A 23880-nucleotide genomic window follows, 5' to 3' on the forward strand; every position below is an offset into this window, starting at 1 on the left:
GTTTGCATTCCAAAACAGTTGTCCCTGACCGACTTGTAGCATTCCCATTTGTGGATTTGTGGAAAACATTTTCATTTGTAATCCTACAGTTTACCCGAAATTGACTGCCATATCTGATGTGTTGGACACTGAAGTAACTGCAAATCATGGAAGAAACTAAGGAAATATCGGCGCTGTTTCACCTGTTGGACGATCCTGACACTGAGGTATACCAAGCGGTATCTACCCGCATCATCGACTTTGGAAAAGGAATTATTCCCAACCTCGAGAACCTCTGGGAAAACACCATCAGCGAAGAAATACAGGAAAGGATCGAGCAATTGATCCACCGCCTCCACCTGCGCGATCTTTCGGAAGAAGTTTCCCTCTGGAACAACAATACCCACCAGGACTTACTGACCGGCGCGCTGCTTGCCGCCCGTTTTCAATATCCCGAATTGGCTACCGCACAGGTATTTCAGGAAGTAGAAAAGCTGCGCCGCAATATCTGGCTTGAGCTCAACAACTACCTCACCCCCCTGGAGCAGGTCAACGTGCTCACCAGCATCCTGTACAATTACTACAGCCTGCGTGGTGCAGAAGTGGGCTACCAGCATCCCGAAGAGTTCCTGATCAACAAACAGCTCGAAAGCAAAAGAGGTAATGCCATTGCCAATGGTATCCTCTATCTCATAGTAAGCGAACTGCTCGATGTGCCTATCCGGGCCATCAACATTCCCCGCCAGTTCGTACTCGCCTACTTCAAGACCGATTACGACTTCCACCGGCATACGACCGACATGCTGTACCGGGCCGAGTTCTTCATCGACCCCATGAGTGGGCAGGTATTTACCCATAAAGATGTAGAAAACTACTTCAAGCGGATCAATGTGCCGCCCGTACCTTCCTATTTCAAGCCCTTGTCGAACAAGCGGGTCATCCAGATCCTGCTTGAAGAATTTGCCAAATGCTTCGACACCGACAAGACCCGTTACAAACAACAGGAACTCGTTGGACTGGCCGAGCTGATCGTGGAAGAACCGCCAACACCACCTCCCGCCCCGGAAGGTCCACCCGTGTAATGAACGGATGGCTTCATGGCTATTGCCATTCAACAACGTTTGTTTGACCATACGTTGCAGCCTTGCTATACAGAAGCTGCATGAATTACCTATTGGTCTGTGTGACCATGCTCCCTGCATTGCCTCGTGCCTGTATCCCCTCGTTGCCTGTATTCCCTTGTTTGCCTCTGTGCCTTGTTGCCTGGTTGCCTTTCTTCCCCGCAGGCATCGGATTTGCAGCCATGCCATCCACGAATGCTGTACAACCTACCGACAGTATCTATTGCATAACACTGCATTAACAAACCAAATCATAAAGTATGAAAGCCAATATTGGTCTGACCGAAAAACATGCCCAGGATGTGGCCCTGATCTTAAACAAGGTACTGGCCGATGAGATGATCATCTACTCCAAGACCCGCAATTACCATTGGAACTACGAAGGCGACAATTTCATGGAAATGCATAAATTCTATGAAGGACAATACGAAGAACTGGCGGAGGATATCGATGAAGTCGCAGAGCGTATTCGTAAGATCGGGCATTATGCAGAAGGCCGGCTGAAAGAATACGTGAAGCTTTCCGATCTGGAAGAGGATGCCCCCACCAACGATCAACAAAAACAGGTGAAGAACCTGCTCGATGACCACGAAACCATGACGCGGTACCTGCGTGAGCAGATCGATATCGTCGACAACAAACTCAAGGATGCCGGCACCACCGACTTCCTGACAGGGCTCCTGCAAAAACACGAAAAATGGGCGTGGATGCTCCGCGCTTACCTCAAGTAAGAAAATCTTTCCCGAATTATATACCGAGGCGGATTGTGCGCAGGCGGATAGTGACCGCAACGGGCAGTCCGCTTTTTTACACAGGTAAACCGCGCCCCTTAAAACCGGGCTGAGAGCAAGATCCTCCTGAAAGGATAGAAGATCGGCCTGTCGGGAAAATAGGCCGCAATGCGCGCCTTGAAGTCCGCCACAAAGGGTGCCTTCAATTCCTCCGGCAACGCCTCCATATAGGGGATCATGCCCGTAGCAGCGACAAAATTGAAGACCTCTTCTGTCTCCTCCACGATCAACGGATAGATCTTCTCCAGCGCAGTAATATTTGTACCGCCATGTCGAAACAACAACTGCGCATAGCGATCGGTATCCAATACCGGCGACGTTCTTTTGAAACCCTTCAGCGCCTGTTCATATGGCGCACTGGCGGCGGTCTGCAACAACAACCGGTTGGCAATATTATGGTGCTGGGCAGGCATCTGCACCACCAGTTGTCCACCGGGTTTGATCTTGTCGATCACAGCAGGAAACAGCCATTCATGGTCGGGTACCCATTGCAGAGCAGCATTGGAGAAGATCAGGTCCCATTGTCCCGGCAGCGCCAGCTGATCCTGAATACTACGTACAACGAAGCTCAACCCATCCCGCGTAAATGTACCAGCCTCCTGCAACATCTCCGCCGAATTATCGACCCCTACAACAGTGGCATCCGGCAAGCGATCTGCCAGGTGCCGCGTCAGCTCGCCAGTACCACAGCCCAGATCAATGACCGATAGACCAGGCTTTACATCCTGTACCAATTGCAAGGCATCGAAGAAAGGCGCACTGCGCTCCCTTTTGAAATGACCATACTTGACCGGATCCCAGGGCATAGACAATGGATTTGATGAAGAACCTGCAAGGTACACATTCTCCGAGGCACAACTTTTAACAGCCCAGTACCCGCATGACGGCTTCCCGTTATTGACGACCGATGGGCAATTCTTCGGTACCGATCTCGATGGTGGCGGCGGTAAACGCCCTGATCTTATCGATCGCGATGATATACGACCGGTGATTGCGGAGAAATAGTTCATCCGGTAGTTTCTCTTCGAGGTAAGTGATACGCTGGTAGGTAATGATGTCTTTATCGGCCGTTTTCACCCGCACATAGTCGCGCAGACTTTCCATATACAGGATATCCTTGAGCAAGACTTTCACCATCTTTTTATCAGCCTTGAGATAGATGAATGGATCGGGCGCCAATGCAGGTCCTGTACCGGTAATCAAGGCCGGTAACGTACCTGAGGCCGGTGGTGCAGTAGGCGTGCCATGACCAGTAGGAATAGCGGGAAGCTGGTAATACTTGTGGATGGCTGCCAGAAAACGATTGAAAGGTATCGGCTTCACCAGGTAGTGGATGACCTCCAGTTCAAAGCCTTCCACCGCATAATCGCGGTAAGCGGTGGTAATGATCACCGCCGGACGCTTCGGCAGGCTACGCAACAGGTCGATGCCTGTGAGGCGGGGCATCTGAATATCGAGCAACATGATATCCACCTTGTGTTGTTGCAGAAAATGAAAGGCTTCCAGCGCATTGTTGCATCGGCCTTCCAACGACAGGGTATCCAATTGGCGGATGTATTGCTCCACCACATCGCCCGCCAGGGGTTCATCGTCTACAATAAGGCATTTGATCGTGTGTTCCATCAGGCATCAGATAAATGAATGGTAAGATCGGCCGTATGGCGGCCTGCTTCCTGCAGCAGTACCAGTTCGTGCTGACCGTTATACAACAGGTGAAGCCGTCTTCTTACATTTTGCAAACCAATACCCGTCTGCTCCCGGCGAATAGTCCCGGCATCGGGCAGTTGATCGCTACAACTATTCTCCACCTTCAGCTGCAACCGGCCTTCTTTCAATTTAATATCGATCGTGATCCACACCTGCCCGGTCTCATCGCTGACGCCGTGCTTAAAAGCGTTTTCGACGAAAGGGATCAATAACAAGGGCGCTACACCGATCTGCGTCGTATCGCCCGACACATTCAGCGAAACCTCCAATCGCTGGCCATACCGCAGTTTTTTCAGTTCGATGTAGTTACGGATATGCTGTAGTTCCTTTTCCAGCGAAGTGCGCCCCGCCTGGGCATCGTACAACATATAGCTCATCAGGTCCGACAATTTCAGCACGACGGCAGGTGCCACGGGCGATTGCTGCAAGGTAAGCGAATAGAGATTATTGAGTGTATTGAACAAAAAATGGGGCTGTACCTGTGCACGCAGGTAATTCAGTTCCGACCGCAAACGGTCTTTTTCAATCGCCTGCTGTTGTTGCTGCTGGCCATACCATTGTTGCAGGATACGGACGAAAAGGGTAAACAACAAGATCGGCCCCAGCAGCCAGATCATGCTTTTGAACAACATGTACCAGACAAAGATGGCTTCGGGGTGGGTAGTATCGGCCATGAAATCAGGTTCCAGCACCCGTTCCAGGAGATAGCGATTAAGTACCGAGCAAACCAGCAATAAACTGATTGCTGCCAGCACATAACCTACGTAACGCCCACGCGCAAAAAAGCGCGGGTACAATACGTATAAGTTGAAGTAAGCGACGACCAGCGTACCGGGCAACCGGAAAAGTTCATAGAGGAAGTTTTCCCACAACTCATCGTCACCCAGGTGCATGCCGGTATACAAAAGGATATAGGCTACCCAAAACAGACAATGGGTCAATAAGCGGGAACGGCATAGATAGAAGTTGATAACATTTCCTTGCATGCGTACAGGTTGATCTCCTACCGGGTGATATAAAACCTCAAATTAGGGATTAGGTGGCTTTGCAGGTTGACTTTTTAGACAAACTCCCCGCCAGGTTCCCGATACAACCATTTGGCGCCTGCCGGCATGTTAGGAGGTCTGCAACCGCTGTATACCGGTGCATTTACGTCGATCGACGAGATGTCGGCAAAACGGGGCTGCCTTGTACTTCTTTTGTTGAAAATCAGGTCCCGTGAAGCATTCAATCCCTATCATTCGCCTGCTCCCTGCCCTGTTGGCACTCCTGGCTGTTGAAGATACCCTGGCGCAATCGCGCCAGTCTGCCGATACGATGGGTATCCGCAAAAACGATACGCTGCAGACGGTGACCGTCACCGGTCGCAAGCCAATGATCGAACGCCGTACCGATCGCATCATCCTTCCTGTAGAATCGATGATGGCATCCGCCGGTGGTACTGCCTGGGAGGTGCCCTCGGCCCGGAACAGTGGCGAAGAAAGAAACAGGCTGGGTGACTGACAGCGCTATCGTTCTTTGCTGAAATGCAGGTGCATGATATCACCATCGTTGTAATCGAAGCCCGTAATTCGTCCACGGTGATCGCGTGTGAACAACAAATGCCGGATGAAGGCAGCCTGCGTAACACCATGATCGGGGCCTACCAACACCATATCGGCTTTACCGAGGCGTATATGCTCGATCACCAGTTTACCCTCCTGCAGGGATATCGTAAACCGGCAATCCAGCTCGTCGGAATGATACCGACCAACATAATTTTTGAGCGCGGCGCCTGTCGGTGCTGCGCCGGCACTTTGCAGTTCGATCGGCAGTGCCATTGCCGGAGAGATGAGCTGCAAGGTTTCTCCGGCAAAGCGGTATCGGACAGCCGGCCTGTTCCTGATATAGAATTCGGTGAAGCTGGCAGGCGCGAGCTCATTACTGCCAACATACAAAGCGCCCCGTTGCCAGCTCACATCAACCCGGTAACCATTGGCAGCAATGTAGGCTCCGGCCAGCTTTCTGACCTTATTGGAATCGGGCAAGGCAGTCCCTGTAGTGGGGCTCTCCGTTCTAACATTCCCCCCTTGATTGGCCACCGGTGGCAACAACAGGTCCGACATCTCCATGACCTTATTGTAGACGGCATTATCACTACCATTACCAAACACGACAAAACCCAGTTGTTGATCGGGATAGGCCAATACGACTGTCCGGTAGCCGGCCAGGCTACCATTGTGGAGCAAACGCCGCCGTCCGTTGACGGTATCCACACTGATACCCATTGCATAATAATTGCGTCGGCCATCCTTCAGGGGCTGTGTGGCGGTAAATAGCTGCATTACCTGTTGGGTAGCCCCATCGGGCGACCAGTAATGACGTACCCATTTCGACATATCCTGCAGCGACGTAAACAGACCGCCATCACCCAATGTGTATACCTGTTGCCGGGCATTGCGCCATTGACCGTTGGAAAAGCTATATGAGGGTGCCAGACCAGGCATCAGGGCATACGGGTCGTCGGCAAAGAAACTGTTGGTCATCTGCAATGGCTTAAAGATGACCGAGTCGGTAAACCGCCGGAACGAGGTACCACTTACATGGGCGACGATCTCGGCCAGCAATACATAGTTGCTGTTCGAATAAGCGTATTTGGTGCCTGGTTCAAAATTGAGCGAGTGTTGTTGCCGGATGATACGCATACCCAGTTCCTGCGTCAATAACCCACTTCCGCCAAGGCCAAAAAGGTCCATCAGCCTGATATCATCACGCAGGCCGCTGGTATGGTGCAACAGGTTCTCCACGGTGACCTTGCTGCCAAGATCCTGCAGCGATGGCACGTAGGTATGAATATCTTCCTCCAACCTGATCTTCCCTTCGTTCACCAGGTAAGCCACGGCATATCCTGCAAACTGCTTAGATACCGAACACATGTAGTAAATGCTTTCCGGTGTGCTGGCGAGTCGCTGCTCGAGCTGGGCCAGTCCAAATCCCTTGGCATATACCAGTTGATCACCCATCACCACACCAGCCACACAACCCGGTATAGGTTGTCGATCCCATTGTGCAAACAAGCGGTCGATCTTGTCTCGTGTTGAATCCGGCAACGACTGTGCAGTAGTCAGGTTGGCGCTGTACGTCAGTAGTACGATGATCAATAACAGGCGAATGATTGGTGGCATAGTTACAGGTATGGCAATACACAGCCTGCGGCATAGAAGCACGTTCGCCGGCTGGCGCTTGCATGAATAAATGGATGGTGAAATAAACAGACCAATGCTGGCTACTACCCTCAAACAGGTAGCTTGCCCGGCATAAACCAAAGGTAGGAAATATTTCGTACGAACAAAATACTAGCGCTAAAATTGTCCTCCGGACAAGGAATTATGTGGTCAACCGGTTCCACCCAAAGAAAAAAAGGGTATCTCTTGTTACAGAGATACCCTTTGTATCGTTGCTCAACGAATGGGGTGCTGACAGCCTGCGCTGCAGTCACCGATAGCCTTAGAGGCTCAGTTTCCAGCCGTCGCGGTATTCACGCTTAACGAACTGATTCGCTTCGTCGAAGTTGGTAATCTTCATGTTCTTGGCATCCCACAGGAGTTTCTTGCGGCCAAGGTACTTGTCATCCCATCCTTTACCATTCGGATTTTTCATCAGGTAGCTACGGATAGCCAGGTTGGAGATCAGGATGCTTTCGGTAAACGGACCAGCAAACTCGAACGGAGAGCTGGTTTCGCCTTTACCATAACCAGCGATACAGGCGTTCACCCACTGTACGTAGTGACCTTCTGGTACACGCTTGATGGTTTCTTTCGGCATGGTCTTCTCTTTCATCAGGCGCGTAGGCAGCAAACGGGGGTTGGCGCCATAACAATCGCACATGATCTTACCTTTCGTACCGATAAAGATGGTACCGCCATCCCAGTTACCCATGGGTTCGTCGGGCAGCAGTTCTTCCGGACGCTCAGGCAGCAGGCCACCATCGTGCCAGGATACGCGGATCTCGCCTTTACCCTTCTTCTTGGGATATACCAGGTGAACGATGGTAGACGGAGGACAGCTATCGGGATTGGTGGTATCGTTCCACATTTCTTTCCAGATAGTTGCTACGCTACATTCTACGCTCGTAGGATAGTCGATGGGCAGAATACGGTAAACGGGGTCCATGATGTGGCAAGCCATATCACCGAGTGAACCGGTACCGAAGTTCCACCAACCACGCCAGTTGAACGGCAGGTAAGCGGGGTTGTAATCGATCTTCTTGGCAGGTCCGAGCCACAGATCCCAATCCAGTTCTTTGGGAACTTCAAAAGTACCTGTAGGGGTAGGAACGCCCTGAGGCCATACGGGACGGTTGGTCCAGCAATGTACAGTATGTACATCACCGATCATACCAGCGTCGACCATTTCTTTCATTTTACGAACGCCGTCGCCAGAACCACCCTGGTTGCCCATTTGGGTGATCACTTTGTATTTCTTAGCGGCTTCGGTCAGCACACGCGCTTCGTAAATATCATGGGTCATGGGCTTTTGGCAGTATACGTGCTTGCCCAGTTGCATGGCAGCCAGTGCTGCTACCGCGTGTGTGTTATCAGGTGTGGAGACGGAAACGGCATCGATATTGTTCTTCTCCTTTTCCAGCATCTCACGGAAATCTCTGTAATAGTTCGCCTTGGAAAAACGCTCACGCGATTTCTTGGCCGAACGGTCGTCAACGTCGCAAAGAGCTACGATGTCGGCATTGGGGCTCTTGGCAAACTCAGCCAGATCGCTTTGGCCTTTACCACCTACGCCAATACCGGCAATGCGCAGTTTATCACTGGGGGCGATGAAGCCTCTACCCAATACGTGGCGTGGCACGATGAAAAAACCTGCAGCCGCCAGCGAGGAATTGCGGATAAAATCGCGGCGGGTTGGTTGATTCGTTTGTTTCTTTTTCATGCTGACAAACTTGGTTTTTAATTTAATATGTTAGGGAACAGCAGTGGAATAACGATTTAGCAGCCAAATTACAGGAAACCGCCCATTCCCCGAAAATATTTTTTATCGTTGGTGATTAATTATTCATGAATTCGCAAACAAGTACCCTAAGTGTTGAAAAACCACTAATTAGGCGGCGAAAAAGTACGATAAGACAATGTTTTGGTACTTTTTAGGCCTTCCTCCTACAACTCCAGCTTCCAGTTGCCGCGGTATTGCCGCTTGATAAACTGGTTGGCTGGCTCGAAATTGGTCACTTTCATATTTTCACCGTCCCACAGCAGCTTTTTACGGCCAATGAACTTCTTATTGCCTTTTGCATCCGGTTCGCTGTAATAGAAGCTACGCACGCCCAGGTTGCCCATGAGCACGGTTTCCACCAGCGGTCCTGCCATTTCAAACGGCGAACTGGTGTACGCGCCATGCCCTTGCTTGCAGGCATTGGTCCACTGCGTCTGGTGACCTTCCGGACCACCGGGCACAAAAGGCCTGTCGGGCTTGGGCAGTTTGGCGGGATTGAATTTATTGGCTGGGAGCAGCTTGGCATTGTCACCAAAAATACCCGTCACGATCTTACCCTTCGTACCCTCGAAAAGCACACCGCCACCGTCATCGCCAAAAGGCTCATCAGCGCCCAGCTCATCCGGACGGCGGGGCATGATGCCCCCATCGGTCCAGATCATCTCCACCGGCACCATTTTACCGCGGGCCGGGAACATGATATGTGTTTTGGAAGAAAGCGGATAACTATCGGTATTGAAAGCTTCCTGGAAGAAGCCCGTCCAGGTGCGGGTAACACTCGACTCCACCGAGATCGGGTATTTCAGGCGCAGGGCACGATACGGCACATCGATGAAGTGGCAACCCATATCACCGAGTGAACCTGTACCAAAATCAACCCAACCACGCCAGGTGGCCGGGATATAGGCGGGGTTAAACTCGCGGAAAGGTGCGGTGCCCAACCAGAGATCCCAATCTACTTCGTTCGGTACCGCAAACTGGCCCTTGGGCGTTGGTATGCCCTGTGGCCAGGTAGGCCGGTTGGTCCACACATGCACGGTATGCACATTACCGATTACGCCTCCCTGCACCCAGGCTTCCACATGACGGGTACCGTCGCTGCTGCTGCCCTGGTTGCCCATTTGGGTAACGACCTTATATTTCTCCGCGGCCTGTGTGAGTATACGGGCCTCATAAATATCATGCGTCAGAGGTTTCTCTACATATACGTGTTTGCCCAATTGCATACACGCCAGCGTCATCACGGCATGCATGTGGTCAGGTGTACTGATCATAACGGCATCGATGCCCTTGCCTTCTTTATCCAGCATTTCGCGGAAGTCGCGGTAATAAGAAGCCTTGGGATGTTTCTTGCGGGAGTCGGCCGCCTGGCGATCATCTACATCACATAAGGATACGATGTTCTCGGCACCTTTGTTATACGCGTTGGCAATATTCACGATGCCTTTACCACCGGCACCGATGGCGGCGATGTTCAGTTTGTCACTGGGCGCAATGAATCCTTTTCCCAATACATGACGGGGTACAATGAAAAAGCCGGCGGCGGCAAGCGAAGAGTTACGGATAAATGATCTGCGGGACGGAGACTGGTTCCTTTTCATATTGCAAATGGTGGTTGGATGATTTGGAATAGCTAAATGGTTACATTTGATGATACTATAAATGATATTAGATGATTACCTGGGATGACTTTGAAAAGATCGACTTGCGTGTCGGAACAATTCTGGAAGTTAATGATTTTCCGAAAGCCAAAAAACCTGCCTACCAAATTACCGTCGATTTCGGTGAACTGGGTATCAAAAGGTCATCGGCACAGATCACCGTTTTATACTCCAAAGACGAGCTGATCGGCAAACAGGTGGTAGCCGTTGTCAATTTCCCGCCCCGGCAGATCGCCAATTTCTTCAGCGAATGCCTGATCATGGGTGTTTATACTGATAAAAAAGATGTAGTTTTAATACAACCTGAAAGAAAAGTAGACAATGGTTGGAAGATCGGATAGCAATATGCAAACGATTGAGTTAGTGACCAACTTCACCACATATTATCATTCACCCGTTGGGATGCTGCGCATCTCCGGCACTGATCACTACATCAGCGAAGTACATTTCATGAAAGAGGAAGATGGCAAAGCCGCTCAAACCAATCCGGATGCCTTACCTCCCCTTGCTATTCAGGCCATCGAACAATTGATACAGTACTTCCATGGTGACCGGCGTACTTTCGAACTGCCCCTCAACCAGGATGGTACCGACTTTCAACAAAAGGTTTGGAATGAACTCGCCAATATTCCATTTGGCAGAACCATCAGCTACCAGGAATTCTCGCGCCGCCTCGGCGATCCCAAAGTAATTCGCGCAGCAGCGTCCGCGAATGGTAAAAACCATATCGCCATTATCATCCCCTGCCACCGGGTGATTGGCGCCAAAGGCGATCTCGTCGGCTTCGGTGGTGGGCTTGCCCGCAAAAAATGGTTGCTCAACCACGAGAACAAAGTCGCCCATGGGGTGCAGACGTTGTTTTAAGGAATATTCGACGACGGCCCCTGCCGTCGTTTTTTTGTGCTATTCTTTCCCCCAACAGCGTTATTTCGCCCGCGCCACCCGCTCTACTTTTGAGGTATCAAAAACGAAAAACAAAAAGTATATGAGCAAGATCGTTTTCATCACAGGCGCCTCCAAAGGCTTTGGTAAATTATGGGCAGAAGCCCTGTTGCAACGCGGTGATAAAGTAGCCGCCACCGCGCGCAACCTCCACGCACTCGACGGACTCGTAAAAACCTATGGCGACAACATACTCCCCCTTACGCTCGACGTCAACAACCGCGCGGAGGTTTTCAGCACCGTCGATAAAGTGCAAAAGCATTTTGGGCGTATCGACGTATTGATCAACAATGCCGGTTATGGCGTGTTCGGCACCACCGAAGAAACCACGGAAGAACAGGCCAGAACACAAATGGAAACCAATTTCTTTGGCTCCCTCTGGGTGACACAGGCCGTACTACCCGTACTGCGCCAGCAACAAAGCGGTCACATTATACAGGTATCGAGTTTCCTGGGTCTCACCACCATTCCTATGCTGGGGTTGTACAACGCTTCCAAATTTGCCGTTGAAGGTCTGATCGAAACCGTAGGCAGCGAAGTAGCACACCTGGGCATCAAAACCACCCTCATCGAACCGAGTGGCTACGCCACCGATTGGGCCGGTGCCTCTGCCACCCAAACCACTGCCGACATCAACGATTACCATCCCGTTCGGGAAGCCTTTGCCAAATCGGCCGAGCACCCCGATATGTGGGGCAAACCCGAGGCTACCGTAGCGCCCTTGCTGGACGTCATCGATAGCCCCAATCCACCGCAGCGACTGCTATTCGGTAAAATTGCCTACCATGGTATGCAACAGGTGTACACCAAGCGCTTAGAAGATATCAATAACTGGAAAGCAGTGAGCATTGCCGCACACGGCTAAACCCTGCGCGCCTATTGTTTGTTACAACTGGAGACGGTGCTGGCAGGCGATGCGCCTGCCGGCACCGTTCTCCTCTTATTGACTTGATTGTTATAAATTTATAAGCATGAAGCACTACAAAACCCTGGCCGATCTACACAAAGACAATGGCTGGGCAGCTCCAGAGAACCCCATGATCAGCCTGATTGGCTGTCTTAGTTCCTGTACACTCGGCGACCGTGAGTTTACCGTAGATGCCTATGCCATCGCTTTCAAGAAACTGAAGTCAGGCGTAATAATGTATGGCCGCACTCCCTACGACCATACGGATGGTTCGATGTACTTCATGAAGCCTCGCCAGATCATTGAAATGCGCGGACTGGAGTTTGAAGATGCCAGCTTCATGATCTATATCCACGAAGATTACCTCAATGGTCATCCTCTGCATACCATCATGCAGCAATATGGTTTCTTTGAGTACGAAGTGAATGAAGCCCTGCACCTGTCGCCCAGGGAAGAAGCGACCATCTGGGAGTTACGCGATAAGATCGAAACAGAATACAATACCAACCAGGACGAATACAGCCGCGAGATCATCCTGGGGCATATCGCCTCGATACTACTATACGCGCAACGCTTTTACAAACGCCAGTTCATCAACCGTACCGAACTGTCGGGCAAAACAGTCACCAAATTCAATACCGCCTTACAACAGTATATCAAAGACGGCGGACTGCAAGACAAAGGACTACCTTCTGTCAACTACATGGCTACCCAATTGCATTTATCACCCCGTTACCTCACCGACCTGCTCAAACAGGAGACGGGCAAAACAGCGCTCGAACTGATCCACTTATCGCTGATCTCCGAAGCCAAGAACCTGCTGCGGTCGGCCGACCAGGGCGTGGCGGAGATCGCTTATATGCTTGGCTTCGAGAACAGCTCTTATTTCACGCGGCTGTTCAAAAAACAAACCGGCATGAAGCCCCTGGAATTCCGGAAGGGCGGTCAGTTGAACTAGCCCCCCTCACATCATTATGTCGCAAATATTCAATGGCAGCCCTGGCTGCCATTCTACTTTTGTACCAAATGAAAGAGGTATATGAAAATTCTGGTCGCGGGCGATAGCATCACACGAGGCACTGTGGGCGCCAGCTACACCAAAGTATTGCAGCAGCGTTTTCCCCACTGGCAGATCAACAATATCGGCCGCAACGGCGATACCTTGCTGGTCATTACCCAGCGGTTACTCAGGACCCTCAGCGCCGACAACACCTATGATTTTATCGTGCTGCAGGGTGGTTACAACGATATCCTGCTGCCCTGGTTCGGGCTGCAGAATGCCTGGTTTCGTTTTGCCTACCGGTCACAACTCAAAAAAGGCATCATCCCCATCACCAACCCACATCACTACGAAGAACACCTGCGCCAAACCATCAAAGCCATCAGCCGCCTGTGTAATGGCAAGATCATCCTCACCACCATTGGCTGTATCAATGAAAACCTCTCTTTCTCCCTCAATTACCAACGGGAACAATACAACCACTGCGTACGGAATATTGCGCGCTCCGAACCGGTGCTGCTGGCCGACTGTGCCAAAGATTTTGAAGCCCACCTGAAAAGCAGCCGGCCCAGGCCTTATTTCATCCAGGACTTTGTATCTGTCACTTTTCTCGACCGGCTGATCTCAGCGCTGCCCGGCGGCCCCTGGCTGCTGAGTAAAAAAAGGAAACTGCAGCTGACAACCGATGGCGTACACCTCAATCATGACGGCGCCTTATTGTACAGCAACGCCATTCGCAGTACCTTGCTGCATACAGTGGCGACTTGTCGCATTTGTACAATCCCGGCCCCCTGATGCCACTTAATTTTGCACCAGATCTCCGATACACTCCACGCGTGTAGCTGATATACCAAACCAACTGCCGATGCAGGCAGCGCATGCCCTGGCCAGGATGTGCGCCTTCATCTCATTACCAACATTTATTCATTTTATCAATCAAGTTTATGCAGCCTAATTTCCAGGTTATGAAACCCGGCAACCAGTTCGTCGTGTTTGGACATTTCTTTAATTTTCTCGCTACCGGCGCCGATAGCAACGGTCGGTACCTGATCTATGAAGACCTCGTTCCTCCGGGCGGTGGTCCTCCTCCCCATACCCATCCCGATGAAGAGTTGTTTTACATCATCGAAGGCGAGTTTGAGTTCATTCTGCACGACCTCGACAAACCCTTTCGCGTAGCACCGGGCCAATTGATCCGCATCCCGGGCTCAGCCGTTCATACGTTCAAAAATGTGGGCACTACCGCGGGCCGCACCATTACCATGCTGCTGCCCGGTGAACTGGAAAAGTATTATCGTGCGGTGGGTATTCCCGTAACCGATCCGAGCGAGGTCCCCGACCTGTCACTACCACCCGATTACCCCAATATGGACCTGCGCAAAGCCTTTGAACTGGCCGCGCCCCACCAGGTACATTTTGTGGTGCCCACTACAGTTCAGTCATCCTAAAATACAATTCGCACAGCAATAATTGGCTGGCTGGGACCTTTTTACGGTACTTTACCCCCGATCAACAACGAGGTTAATGATGAGCTACCGTGAATATGTTCCCAGCCAGCCCCTTAGGCAGTATGTCGATTGTTACTGGCACTATGTTTCGGGCCAGGCAGCACCAGCCGGACAATTGCCCATACAACGTTGTCTGCCGCTGGGCAGCATCGAGATCATCCTGCAGGTAGACGGTATGATGGCCGATATATTCGACAATACCCGGCAGCAATGGGAAAAGAGCTTTCGCATCTATTTCGCAGGTATGTATACCGATACCGCTTTTTGGCGGGCACAGCCGGGCACCCTGCTGTTTGGCATCCGGCTCAAACCCGAAAGCCTGCTCCCACTCTTTGGCATTCCTCCCGCTTTGTTGCTCAACAGCGTAGTCGATGCCGAAGCAGTACTTGGCATCAGCGCCGGCCACTTGTACGATGAAATGGCAGGAGTATTCGATATGCCCCGGCTTGTTTCTGTGGCCGAACGGCATTTGCAGCAACGACTGGGCAAGCTCGCCCCCAATCGCAACTACGTAGCGGAGGCCTGCCGCCTCATCCGCGATTCAGGCGCCCACCTTACAGTAGAACAATTAAGTGACGCTATCTATATCAGCAAGCGACAACTGGAACGTCATTTCAAACTGGAGTTTGGCGCCAGCCCCAAAACCTACCAACGCATTATCCGTTTCCGCAATGCTTATCGGTATGCCCGTAGTTGGCACAGCGACAAGATACATTGGGCCGATGTCAGCTACGAGTCGGGTTATGCCGACCAGGCGCACTTCATCCGAGATTTCAAAGCTTTTACCGGCCACGCTCCTTCTGCGCTTCTCAGCGATCGCCAAAGCTTCTTCCAGACGCTCGAGTCGGTGGTGGATTAAAATTCCCGCAGGGAATTGGACGCCCCGATTTTTGCCACTACTTTGTGCGCATCAATCGTACCACCATGGCTACCCAACTCGCCCTCGTTCGTGGCGATATCACCCGTATGCACGTTGATGCTATCGTCAATGCGGCCAACAGCTCGCTGCTGGGTGGTGGCGGTGTAGACGGCGCCATCCACCGGACCGGCGGCCCTGCCATTCTGGAAGAATGTGTCAAGATCCGCAACATACAAGGTGGTTGCGCCACCGGCGAAGCCGTCATCACGACTGGCGGCAAGCTCCCCGCCCGCTACGTCATCCACACCGTGGGGCCCGTTTGGCAGGGCGGCGACAAGGGGGAACGGGATTTGCTATCTAACTGCTACCGGAACACCCTAACTTTGGCGCTCGAACACGGGATTACTACCATTGCTTTTCCCAATATCAGCACCGGTATTTACCGGTACCCCAAAGAGGAGGCGGCCGCTGTAGCCATCGAAACCGTGCGGAAGTTCATAGCAGCCCATCCCGATCGTATCGCCACCATCAGTTTTGTTTGTTTCGACGAAGAGAATTACGGATTATACAAAAAGCAGCTATCATATGCCATTTAGAGCACTCTGGATCACCGAAACCGCCGACGGAAAATTTGAAAGGAATATTATCGAACGGGTCATCGACGACCTGCCTCCGGGAGAAGTGGTCATCAGGGTACAGTATTCATCCCTCAATTATAAAGACGCGCTCTCTGCCACCGGCAACAAGGGCATTACCCGCAAATTTCCCCACACCCCCGGGATCGATGCCGCTGGCGTGGTAGAGATCAGCCGCAACGAAAGGTTCGCCACCGGCGATGAGGTTATCATTACCGGCTACGACCTGGGCATGAATACCTGCGGTGGTTTTGGTGAATTTATCCGTGTGCCGGCCGCCTGGGTCGTGCGCAAACCAGAAGGATACACGTTAAAAGAATGTATGATACTGGGAACGGCGGGGGTAACCGCCGCGATCGGATTGCACAAAATGGAAATGTTGGGCATGCAGCCCTCGCAGGGGCCCATCGTCGTTACCGGCGCTACCGGCGGCGTAGGCAGCCTGGCCGTCGCGATCCTGGCCAAGGCCGGGTATGAGGTCATCGCCGTGTCGGGCAAAAGCCACGCACAGGAATACCTGCAATACCTGGGCGCCTTGCGGGTAGAAGACCGTGAGTTTGTCAATGATCATTCGGGCAAAGCCCTGCTGCGGCCGCAATGGGCAGGCGCCATCGATACGGTAGGCGGCAATACCCTGCTCACCCTGCTGAAAGGTTGTATGACCGAAGGAGCTGTGGTGAGCACGGGACTGGTCTCTTCGCCCAAACTCGACGCCACCGTTTATCCCTTTATCCTCAACGGCGTGAGCCTGCTGGGCGTAGGATCGGCCGAAACGCCGATGACGACCCGCCTGCTCATCTGGGATAAGTTCAGGGATATCTGGAATATCCGCGACAAGCTCAACGCCATCGCCAAAGAAGTGACGCTCGAAGAGCTCAACTTTACCTACATCGACGCCATCCTGCAAGGCAAGATCATGGGCAGAGTGGTGGTGAAAATAGGGGCCGATAAATAATTGTTGCCGATGGATCTGTTGACCTGGAAAGTGACCCGGGTAATACCCGAAGCGAAGCATACCATCAGTTATGTACTGTCGGCAACGAGTGGGCAGCCTGTGACGTATGAAGCAGGCCAGTTCCTCACCCTGCTGTTCGATGACCACGGACAGGAGATCAGGCGCTCTTATTCGCTGGGATCCACACCCAGCATCGATCCACATCCTTTCATCACCGTCAAGAAAAAAGAGAACGGGGCCATCTCCCGTTTAATCCTGCAACATTGGACCGTAGGCAATACCGTACAAAGTCTACCACCTGCAGGCCGTTTTCATATTGACACCCATTCAGCTTTCCACCGGCAGATATTTTTCATCGCTGCCGGCAGCGGCATCACACCGGTTTTCGCCTTGCTCAAGAAACTGCTCCGCGACGAGCCGCAAAGCCGGGCAGTATTGATCTACCAGAACCACAACGAAGACAACATCATTTATCACGAAGCGTTGCAACAACTACAGGGGCAGTATGGAGATCGCTTCACACGCATTGACTTGCTGAGCCATCCGATCCTGCACGAGTTGCCACATCAGCGCCTCAACAACAGCCTGCTCGAATGGCTCATCAACCGGCACCAACATCCCGGTGCACAGCCCACCGCTTTTTATACCTGTGGTCCGGCTTCCTTCATGCGCATGGTACAATTTACCCTGCGGGTGATGGGCATACCGGCATCCGACATCCACAAAGAGAATTTCACGGTAGATCCCTTACCGCCCCCTGCTCTCGACATCGATCCCACACCCCGGACGGTGCAGGTAAGGCAAGGTGAGCGGGTACATCAATTTCAAGTAGCATACCCGCAAACGATCCTGGCTGCTGCCCTGCAACAACATATCCAACTACCCTATAGCTGCAAAGGCGGACGCTGCTCTGCCTGTACCGCGCAATGTGTGAGCGGGGAGGTAAAGTTGTACATGAACGAAGTGCTGACAGAGGCGGATCTTCAAAAAGGACTTGTACTGACCTGTGTAGGGTATGCACTGACAGATCTTGTGCTCGAACTGTAAACAAAAAAGCATCGCTACGCGTTATACAGTGGCAAACCAAAGCTACCAGCCTGTTGACCACGAAGGTGGCATTCTATTGGAGGCGCATCGTATTGGGTATCTGTGTGTTATTGACAAAGAATAGCCGCATTCAGACAACGGGTCAAGGGGCCCGCTTTTTGCAACCGGTATTACTTTTGTCTAACAAAACGGATTTATGCTATGGACCGTCAACAAAAAAAGGTCGTAGTCATCGGTGGAGGATTCGCCGGTGTACACCTGATACAGCAACTGGCCAAAGACGACCGCTTCATCATTACCCTGGTCGACAGAAACAACTACAACTTCTTTCCTCCCCTGATCTACCAGGTATCCGCCGGCTTTTTGGAGCCTTCCAATATCAGTTATCCTTTCCGTAAACTCTACCACAATAAAAAGAACATCACCTTCCGCATGGGCGAGTTCCAGCGGGTGATCCCGGAAGAAAACAAAGTCATCCTCTCTACGGGCGAACTGACCTACGATTACCTCGTGTTCGGAACCGGCACCCAGAGTAATTTCTTTGGTATGGAGAACGTGAAGAAGAATGCCGTGCCGATGAAGACCATTAACGATGCCATTGAACTGCGTAACTATATTCTGCAAACGATCGAAAAGGCCACCATCACCACCGATCCTGACGAGCGTAGAAAACTGCTCACCATGGTGGTAGCAGGCGCGGGGCCCAGCGGGGTGGAGATCTCGGGTATCCTCGCCGAAATGCGCAACGGTATTTACCGTAAAGATTATCCCGAGCTGAAGGATCCGCAGGGCGGCGCTATCTACCTCGTCGATTCCAACTCGAAAGTACTGGGGCCCATGAGTGAAAAATCGCAACAATACACCCATAAGGCATTGGAGCATTTTGGGATCAAGATATTGCTCGGCAAACAGGTAAAGGATTATGTCAATGACGAAGTGATCTTCGCCGACGGCGATAAGATCGCTACCAAAACCCTGATCTGGACAGCCGGCGTGATCGCCGTTGAATTACCCGGACTACCCGCCACTTCCGTTGGCCGTGCCCGCCGGGTGATGGTCGACGCACACAACCTGGTACAAGGCACCAATAATATCTATGCTTTGGGCGACAGCAGCATCATGACCACCGACCCGGCTTTTCCTGGTGGGCATCCCCAACTGGCACAGGTGGCGATACAACAAGGCCAGCTGCTGGCAAAGAACCTGCGTGCCATTGCCGACAATAGAGAACAAAAAGTCTTTATTTACAACGATAAAGGCACCATGGCCATTATTGGTAAAAACAAAGCCGTAGCCGATATCGGCAAACTACATTTCAAAGGATTGACAGCGGCCCTGATCTGGGGTTTCATTCACATCTGGTCGCTCATCAATTACCGCAATAAGATCAAGACCTTCTGGAACTGGGCTTTTGCCTGGTTTACCAAAGACGTGGCCATGCGCTTCATCTTCCGCCCTACGGAAAAGAAAGTATAACACCGCTTTGATCCAATAAGATCGCCCTGACCTCGCGTGGTCGGGGCTTTTTATTTCCCGTTATCTTTGCACCCTGCGGCATACAACAGGCCGCCAGTTAAATTATCATAGCCATGAATATACAAGAAGCTTACGACGCCTGGGCGGGGCAATACGACACGAATGTCAACAAAACCCGTGATCTGGAAGCCGTCGCGTTGCGTACTACACTCGCCGCCATTCCCATCCACCACTGCCTGGAAATAGGATGTGGCACCGGTAAGAACACCACTTGGTACATCGATAAAGCCCACACGGTAACCGCCGTCGATCAATCGCAAGGCATGCTGGACCTTGCCCGCGAAAAGATCAGCTCCCCCAAAGTAACTTTTGTACAGGCAGATATACAGCAGCCCTGGGATTTCGTGCAGCAACCCTACGACCTGGTGGGATTCAGCCTGGTACTGGAACATATCGAAGACCTGCATAGTATACTGGAGAAAGCCGCGGCTGCGCTGCAACCCGGTGGCTATGTATACATCGGAGAACTACACCCCTTCAAACAATATACCGGCAGTATGGCACGCTTCGAAACAACACAAGGCACACAGCTGGTCACTTGTTTCAACCACCATATTTCCGATTTCGTGGAAGCTGGCAAACAAAGCGGATTATCGTTGATAGATATCGAAGAATACTTCGATGAGGATGATCGAAAAGGTTTGCCCCGCATACTGACGCTGTTACTGAAGAAGGACTAAGGTTATAGTAAACGCCGCAGGCGATCCGGCGAATCACCATACCATTTGCGGAAAGAATGAATGAAAGCGGCCGGCTCGGAATAGCCGAGTATCGTCGCTATGCCAGCAACCGTGTACCGGTCGTGCCGCAACAACAAACCACAGAGCTTCTTTTTGATCTCTTCCAGCAACTCGCGGAAGCTGCTCCCTTCCGCAGCCAGCCGGCGCTGCAAGGTACGGGGCGTCAGGTATAGGGCACCTGATACCGCTTGAATATCGGGCAACTGTGGATCGGACATGGACAACAGGGCCAGCTTAACCTTGCCGGCAAAACTATCATCGGGTTTCAGCTGTTCGATCATCCGCAGGTATTCGGGTACCAATACGTCTACCTGTAAATGGCTGTTGTTGCGTAAAGCAGCTTTGAGGATGACCGGTTCAAAAGTCACCGTAAACGCCTCACCCTTTTTCCACGCAGCAGGATAATTGGCTTCCCAATAAGGAGAAGACAATTGAATATCGGTTTCCGGTCCGGTCATCATCTGCAACTCACGGCTTACAATCGCCAGTGTATATTCGAGAAGGACCCGGTTTTCGTTTATTGAGTTGTTATCGATCACGAAACACAGTTCCACCTGCTCTGCCGACACCCTCGTCGTTGCCCTGATCAACGGTATAGCTGCCTCGAGATAGGTTTGCAGGTAATGCAGTGCTTCATCCACGGTAGTGGCCTGCAAGGATAACTGATAAATAACGCCCAGTAATTTCAAAGATATACATTGGCCGCAGGCGATACCCCAGTGGCTGTCGGGTAGCTGCGTATCGATGGCATGGATCACCCGGTAAAGGTCATCAGCTTTGATGAGTGTTTTTTCATCCAGGTCGTCTAAAGGTGTTGACTGAACAAGCGCGAGAATATCCTCCGGCGACAAGCCCCGTAGCCGCGCATATTGCAGCAGGTGATGCAGGTGTACAGCGAGAATATGCATATTGTCGCAATTTATCAATTTGTCGCCGGATACCGCCGCTACATTTGCCTTGTATCAAACAACAAACACCATGAAGATGCTCAAAAATGTATTACTGATCAATGCCATCAGCTCAGGTGCCGCCGGATTGTTACTCGTATTATTCCCTGACTATACAGCCGGCCTCTTCGGCGCCGCGCTCCAATGGCCCTTTGTGGCGGCCGGGCTCTTTCTGATCGCATTTGCCAGTTTTGTATGGATGCAGGGCCGGCAGGCAAAGCCCCCCAAAGGATGGGTAAAACTGATTATCACACTCGATATCATCTGGGTAGCCGATAGCCTGCTCATTGTAGTACCTCAGTTATTCGACCTCAGTTTTATTGGCTACCTGCTGATCTCGGGCGTGGCAGCCTGGGTGGCCCTGATGGCTTTTTTACAGACCAGAGGTTTACAACAATACCGTACACCCCAGTAAGGGTATCGTTGAAGGCCACCAGGATGGCTTAACCCAAACATAATAATAGCCCTGAAAGACTGCCCGGCATACCACCCAACCACAGTGGAGCTTGCCGGGCTTTTTCCATATAAGCGAGTAGGGAAAACAATTCCACAGGAGGGCCAGCTGGCCGCCAACAATAGACAATTGTCAAAAAAGGGATCAAAACTCCCCAATGACCAATCTGAAATTTGCAAGTCATAGCCATTTTATGCCGTCTCATGCTTGCAGGCTCAACATTGAATGACTACTTTTACGTCTGCCAAATTACATGCACTACCTGAATGTACTACCATTATTGTTGTGCGGATTACTGGTGGTAACGATCATCGCCACAGTAGGGGCTATTGCATCCCGTAAATTCAACTTTCAGTACACCTGGCTCAGCGTGGCGTCGGCCGTTTTTTACACGTATGCGGGCTACCTGCTGGTCAGAGAAACCGACCTGCTCACCGCACTCATCGTCAACAATGTCATTGGGTTTTACGATGCCACGATCGGCCTGAAGCTTTGCATGGCTTTCAAAGCCAATTTTAAGATGGTCGATGAAGAAGTAGAGCTTCCATCCACCCAGTTTAGCGTGGCCACTATGATGTTTGTGTCTACCGCCCTTACCTTACTGGGTTTTATTTTCGCCTGAGTCTCTCTGTAGTCGATGGAATGACCATCCACGTCATGACATAGCAATTATCTACATGTAAATTTTTAAGCCTCACTATTAGCAAACACCTAACAAAAACGACATTATTTTCACTTTTTACTGGCGACAAGTCTTATTTTTAGCCAAACCAAGGCTAATGAGCACAGCATCCGTAACAAGTTTAAAAAAAACCATTCGACCGATACACCTGTGGGCGATTGCTGTAGGCCTGGTCATTTCCGGCGAATACTTTGGCTGGAACTATGGCTGGGGCGTGGCCGGCACCGTCGGATTCCTCATCGCCACCCTCATCATTACCGTACTCTACATCACTTTTATCTTCAGTTTTACCGAACTCACCACCGCTATTCCCCATGCCGGTGGTCCTTTTGCCTATTCGTACAAGGCGCTTGGCCCATTGGGCGGGTTGGTAGCGGGTTATGCCACCCTCATCGAATTTTTGTTTGCGACACCGGCCATTGCTTTCGCCCTGGGCAATTACTTGCACTTCCTCTACCCTTCCCTGCCTGTACTCAGTACTGCCATCGCGTGTTACTTAGTATTTACGGCCATCAACCTGCTGGGCATTAAAGAGTCGGCCTTCTTCACCCTGGTCGTCACTTTACTGGCCGTTGGCGAATTGCTCATTTACCTGGGCATCGTAGCTCCTTCGTTTAAGCTGGAAAACTTTCTGCACAACAATATGCCGGCCGGATGGGGCGGTGTCTTTGCGGCCTTACCCTTTGCCATGTGGCTGTATGTGTGTATTGAAGGCGTGGCCATGGTAGCAGAAGAAGTCAGCAACCCGGCAACCTCCATCCCAAAGGGATATATATCCGGCATTCTCACGCTGATGTTGCTGGCCATCGGCGTGATGGTTTTTACAGGTGGCATTACCGACTGGCAACAATTGACAGCGATCGATTATCCGCTGCCGGAGTCCATCGGAATCGTACTCGGCAAAGACAATAGCATTACCAAGCTTTTCGCCGGTATCGGACTCTTTGGTCTCATTGCTTCTTTTCACAGTATTATCATTGGCTACAGCCGGCAACTGTTTGCCCAGGCGCGAAGCGGTTACCTGCCCAAAATACTGTCGCGGGTGAATCACCGGCAGACGCCCCACTGGGCACTGATGGCAGGCGCCGTCTTTGGCATCGTTGCCTTGTGTATGGGCAAAACCGATCAACTGGTGATCCTCTCCGTGATGGGTGCCGTGGTTATGTATATCATGAGTATGATCAGCCTGTTTGTATTGCGTCGAAAATCGCCCTCCCTGCCGCGTCCATACCTGGTACCGCTGTATCCCTGGTTTCCGGCCATCGCCCTGGTACTGTCGATCGTCGCGCTGGCGGCCATCATCTATTACAATGCCCGGTTGTCGCTGTTCTTTTTTGGCGGACTGGCCATCATGGCGATTATTTTCATCGGCTTGGGTAAGCACCGGCAGGCAGTGAAGAATGATGTAATTTTAGAAGCATAA

Annotated in this window: 25 protein-coding genes; 18 read left to right on the forward strand and 7 right to left on the reverse strand. The window is 51.5% G+C overall.

What is annotated here, in order from left to right; all coding sequences use genetic code 11:
• Positions 1–146: 146 nt before the first annotated feature.
• Positions 147–1061, forward strand: coding sequence for a transglutaminase family protein (locus tag P2W70_RS30665; protein ID WP_276485422.1), 915 nt, complete (start codon positions 147–149; stop codon positions 1059–1061).
• 299 nt (positions 1062–1360) lie between these two features.
• Positions 1361–1831: a Dps family protein gene (locus P2W70_RS30670; protein ID WP_276485423.1), complete on the forward strand. Its 471-nt coding sequence runs from the start codon at positions 1361–1363 to the stop codon at positions 1829–1831.
• Between the two features lie 98 nt (positions 1832–1929).
• Here P2W70_RS30670 and P2W70_RS30675 read toward each other — a convergent pair whose 3' ends face one another.
• From P2W70_RS30675 to P2W70_RS30685, 3 genes are all read right to left on the reverse strand, one after another.
• Positions 1930–2697, reverse strand: a complete 768-nt coding sequence (locus tag P2W70_RS30675) for a methyltransferase domain-containing protein (RefSeq protein WP_276485424.1) — start codon at positions 2695–2697, stop codon at positions 1930–1932.
• Positions 2698–2785: 88 nt separating this feature from the next.
• Positions 2786–3514 carry a LytR/AlgR family response regulator transcription factor gene (locus tag P2W70_RS30680; protein WP_276485425.1) on the reverse strand — a complete coding sequence of 243 codons (729 nt, stop codon included), beginning with the start codon at positions 3512–3514 and terminating at the stop codon, positions 2786–2788.
• Entirely contained in the window at positions 3514–4584 is a 1071-nt protein-coding gene (locus P2W70_RS30685; protein ID WP_276485426.1) for a sensor histidine kinase, read from the reverse strand. Before P2W70_RS30685 ends, P2W70_RS30680 begins: the two co-directional genes overlap by 1 nt.
• Before the next feature lie 232 nt (positions 4585–4816).
• Between P2W70_RS30685 and P2W70_RS30690 the strand changes: the two genes are divergently transcribed.
• Complete coding sequence (locus tag P2W70_RS30690) at positions 4817–5101, forward strand: hypothetical protein (protein WP_276485427.1); 285 nt, start codon at positions 4817–4819, stop codon at positions 5099–5101.
• Between the two features lie 5 nt (positions 5102–5106).
• On the opposite strand, the gene P2W70_RS30695 is transcribed toward P2W70_RS30690, so the two are convergent.
• The 3 genes from P2W70_RS30695 to P2W70_RS30705 form a co-directional block, all read right to left on the reverse strand.
• Entirely contained in the window at positions 5107–6762 is a 1656-nt protein-coding gene (locus P2W70_RS30695; protein ID WP_276485428.1) for a serine hydrolase domain-containing protein, read from the reverse strand.
• Positions 6763–7084: 322 nt separating this feature from the next.
• Positions 7085–8524, reverse strand: a complete 1440-nt coding sequence (locus P2W70_RS30700) for a Gfo/Idh/MocA family protein (RefSeq protein WP_276485429.1) — start codon at positions 8522–8524, stop codon at positions 7085–7087.
• 224 nt (positions 8525–8748) lie between these two features.
• On the reverse strand, positions 8749–10185 hold the full coding sequence (locus P2W70_RS30705) for a Gfo/Idh/MocA family protein (protein ID WP_276485430.1): 1437 nt from the start codon (positions 10183–10185) through the stop codon (positions 8749–8751).
• 71 nt (positions 10186–10256) lie between these two features.
• Between P2W70_RS30705 and P2W70_RS30710 the strand changes: the two genes are divergently transcribed.
• The 12 genes from P2W70_RS30710 to P2W70_RS30765 all read left to right on the forward strand — a co-directional run bounded on the left by P2W70_RS30710 (position 10257) and on the right by P2W70_RS30765 (position 20314).
• A complete protein-coding gene (locus tag P2W70_RS30710; RefSeq protein ID WP_276485431.1) occupies positions 10257–10586 on the forward strand; it encodes a tRNA-binding protein in 330 nt (109 codons plus the stop codon).
• On the forward strand, positions 10567–11109 hold the full coding sequence (locus P2W70_RS30715) for a methylated-DNA--[protein]-cysteine S-methyltransferase (protein WP_276485432.1): 543 nt from the start codon (positions 10567–10569) through the stop codon (positions 11107–11109). Before P2W70_RS30710 ends, P2W70_RS30715 begins: the two co-directional genes overlap by 20 nt.
• Positions 11110–11230: 121 nt before the next feature.
• Positions 11231–12052: an SDR family NAD(P)-dependent oxidoreductase gene (locus P2W70_RS30720; protein WP_276485433.1), complete on the forward strand. Its 822-nt coding sequence runs from the start codon at positions 11231–11233 to the stop codon at positions 12050–12052.
• Between the two features lie 106 nt (positions 12053–12158).
• Positions 12159–13052 carry a helix-turn-helix domain-containing protein gene (locus P2W70_RS30725; RefSeq protein WP_276485434.1) on the forward strand — a complete coding sequence of 298 codons (894 nt, stop codon included), beginning with the start codon at positions 12159–12161 and terminating at the stop codon, positions 13050–13052.
• Positions 13053–13133: 81 nt separating this feature from the next.
• Positions 13134–13889, forward strand: coding sequence for an SGNH/GDSL hydrolase family protein (locus tag P2W70_RS30730; protein WP_276485435.1), 756 nt, complete (start codon positions 13134–13136; stop codon positions 13887–13889).
• 170 nt (positions 13890–14059) lie between these two features.
• Positions 14060–14542 carry a cupin domain-containing protein gene (locus tag P2W70_RS30735; protein WP_276485436.1) on the forward strand — a complete coding sequence of 161 codons (483 nt, stop codon included), beginning with the start codon at positions 14060–14062 and terminating at the stop codon, positions 14540–14542.
• A gap of 76 nt (positions 14543–14618) precedes the next feature.
• The gene (locus tag P2W70_RS30740; RefSeq protein WP_276485437.1) at positions 14619–15461 is read left to right on the forward strand and encodes a helix-turn-helix domain-containing protein; all 843 of its coding nucleotides are present in this window, start codon (positions 14619–14621) and stop codon (positions 15459–15461) included.
• A 65-nt stretch (positions 15462–15526) separates the two neighbouring features.
• Positions 15527–16057, forward strand: a complete 531-nt coding sequence (locus P2W70_RS30745) for an O-acetyl-ADP-ribose deacetylase (protein ID WP_276485438.1) — start codon at positions 15527–15529, stop codon at positions 16055–16057.
• Positions 16047–17051: a YhdH/YhfP family quinone oxidoreductase gene (locus tag P2W70_RS30750; protein ID WP_276485439.1), complete on the forward strand. Its 1005-nt coding sequence runs from the start codon at positions 16047–16049 to the stop codon at positions 17049–17051. The genes P2W70_RS30745 and P2W70_RS30750 overlap by 11 nt, the downstream gene beginning before the upstream one ends.
• A 9-nt stretch (positions 17052–17060) precedes the next feature.
• Entirely contained in the window at positions 17061–18098 is a 1038-nt protein-coding gene (locus tag P2W70_RS30755) for a ferredoxin--NADP reductase (RefSeq protein ID WP_276485440.1), read from the forward strand.
• Between the two features lie 201 nt (positions 18099–18299).
• The gene (locus tag P2W70_RS30760) at positions 18300–19574 is read left to right on the forward strand and encodes an NAD(P)/FAD-dependent oxidoreductase (protein ID WP_276485441.1); all 1275 of its coding nucleotides are present in this window, start codon (positions 18300–18302) and stop codon (positions 19572–19574) included.
• A gap of 113 nt (positions 19575–19687) precedes the next feature.
• Complete coding sequence (locus tag P2W70_RS30765; protein WP_276485442.1) at positions 19688–20314, forward strand: class I SAM-dependent methyltransferase; 627 nt, start codon at positions 19688–19690, stop codon at positions 20312–20314.
• 2 nt (positions 20315–20316) lie between these two features.
• Here P2W70_RS30765 and P2W70_RS30770 read toward each other — a convergent pair whose 3' ends face one another.
• Entirely contained in the window at positions 20317–21282 is a 966-nt protein-coding gene (locus P2W70_RS30770; protein ID WP_276485443.1) for an AraC family transcriptional regulator, read from the reverse strand.
• A 70-nt stretch (positions 21283–21352) separates the two neighbouring features.
• Between P2W70_RS30770 and P2W70_RS30775 the strand changes: the two genes are divergently transcribed.
• From P2W70_RS30775 to eat, 3 genes are all read left to right on the forward strand, one after another.
• A complete protein-coding gene (locus P2W70_RS30775; RefSeq protein ID WP_276485444.1) occupies positions 21353–21736 on the forward strand; it encodes a hypothetical protein in 384 nt (127 codons plus the stop codon).
• Between the two features lie 292 nt (positions 21737–22028).
• Positions 22029–22397, forward strand: coding sequence for a hypothetical protein (locus P2W70_RS30780; protein WP_276485445.1), 369 nt, complete (start codon positions 22029–22031; stop codon positions 22395–22397).
• A 157-nt stretch (positions 22398–22554) separates the two neighbouring features.
• Positions 22555–23880, forward strand: coding sequence for an ethanolamine permease (gene eat / locus P2W70_RS30785; RefSeq protein WP_276485446.1), 1326 nt, complete (start codon positions 22555–22557; stop codon positions 23878–23880).

It is taken from the genome of Paraflavitalea pollutisoli (assembly GCF_029360705.1).
GTDB classification, from domain to species: Bacteria; Bacteroidota; Bacteroidia; order Chitinophagales; family Chitinophagaceae; genus Paraflavitalea; species Paraflavitalea pollutisoli.

Coding starts and splice junctions, on each gene's coding strand:
- P2W70_RS30665 (WP_276485422.1), top strand. CDS start 147: ATGGAAGAAACTAAGGAAATATCGGCGCTGTTTCACCTGTTGGACGAT.
- P2W70_RS30670 (WP_276485423.1), top strand. CDS start 1,361: ATGAAAGCCAATATTGGTCTGACCGAAAAACATGCCCAGGATGTGGCC.
- P2W70_RS30675 (WP_276485424.1), bottom strand. CDS start 2,697: ATGCCCTGGGATCCGGTCAAGTATGGTCATTTCAAAAGGGAGCGCAGT.
- P2W70_RS30680 (WP_276485425.1), bottom strand. CDS start 3,514: ATGGAACACACGATCAAATGCCTTATTGTAGACGATGAACCCCTGGCG.
- P2W70_RS30685 (WP_276485426.1), bottom strand. CDS start 4,584: ATGCAAGGAAATGTTATCAACTTCTATCTATGCCGTTCCCGCTTATTG.
- P2W70_RS30695 (WP_276485428.1), bottom strand. CDS start 6,762: ATGCCACCAATCATTCGCCTGTTATTGATCATCGTACTACTGACGTAC.
- P2W70_RS30700 (WP_276485429.1), bottom strand. CDS start 8,524: ATGAAAAAGAAACAAACGAATCAACCAACCCGCCGCGATTTTATCCGC.
- P2W70_RS30705 (WP_276485430.1), bottom strand. CDS start 10,185: ATGAAAAGGAACCAGTCTCCGTCCCGCAGATCATTTATCCGTAACTCT.
- P2W70_RS30710 (WP_276485431.1), top strand. CDS start 10,257: ATGATTACCTGGGATGACTTTGAAAAGATCGACTTGCGTGTCGGAACA.
- P2W70_RS30715 (WP_276485432.1), top strand. CDS start 10,567: ATGGTTGGAAGATCGGATAGCAATATGCAAACGATTGAGTTAGTGACC.
- P2W70_RS30720 (WP_276485433.1), top strand. CDS start 11,231: ATGAGCAAGATCGTTTTCATCACAGGCGCCTCCAAAGGCTTTGGTAAA.
- P2W70_RS30725 (WP_276485434.1), top strand. CDS start 12,159: ATGAAGCACTACAAAACCCTGGCCGATCTACACAAAGACAATGGCTGG.
- P2W70_RS30730 (WP_276485435.1), top strand. CDS start 13,134: ATGAAAATTCTGGTCGCGGGCGATAGCATCACACGAGGCACTGTGGGC.
- P2W70_RS30735 (WP_276485436.1), top strand. CDS start 14,060: ATGAAACCCGGCAACCAGTTCGTCGTGTTTGGACATTTCTTTAATTTT.
- P2W70_RS30740 (WP_276485437.1), top strand. CDS start 14,619: ATGATGAGCTACCGTGAATATGTTCCCAGCCAGCCCCTTAGGCAGTAT.
- P2W70_RS30745 (WP_276485438.1), top strand. CDS start 15,527: ATGGCTACCCAACTCGCCCTCGTTCGTGGCGATATCACCCGTATGCAC.
- P2W70_RS30750 (WP_276485439.1), top strand. CDS start 16,047: ATGCCATTTAGAGCACTCTGGATCACCGAAACCGCCGACGGAAAATTT.
- P2W70_RS30755 (WP_276485440.1), top strand. CDS start 17,061: ATGGATCTGTTGACCTGGAAAGTGACCCGGGTAATACCCGAAGCGAAG.
- P2W70_RS30760 (WP_276485441.1), top strand. CDS start 18,300: ATGGACCGTCAACAAAAAAAGGTCGTAGTCATCGGTGGAGGATTCGCC.
- P2W70_RS30765 (WP_276485442.1), top strand. CDS start 19,688: ATGAATATACAAGAAGCTTACGACGCCTGGGCGGGGCAATACGACACG.
- P2W70_RS30770 (WP_276485443.1), bottom strand. CDS start 21,282: ATGCATATTCTCGCTGTACACCTGCATCACCTGCTGCAATATGCGCGG.
- P2W70_RS30775 (WP_276485444.1), top strand. CDS start 21,353: ATGAAGATGCTCAAAAATGTATTACTGATCAATGCCATCAGCTCAGGT.
- P2W70_RS30780 (WP_276485445.1), top strand. CDS start 22,029: ATGCACTACCTGAATGTACTACCATTATTGTTGTGCGGATTACTGGTG.
- eat (WP_276485446.1), top strand. CDS start 22,555: ATGAGCACAGCATCCGTAACAAGTTTAAAAAAAACCATTCGACCGATA.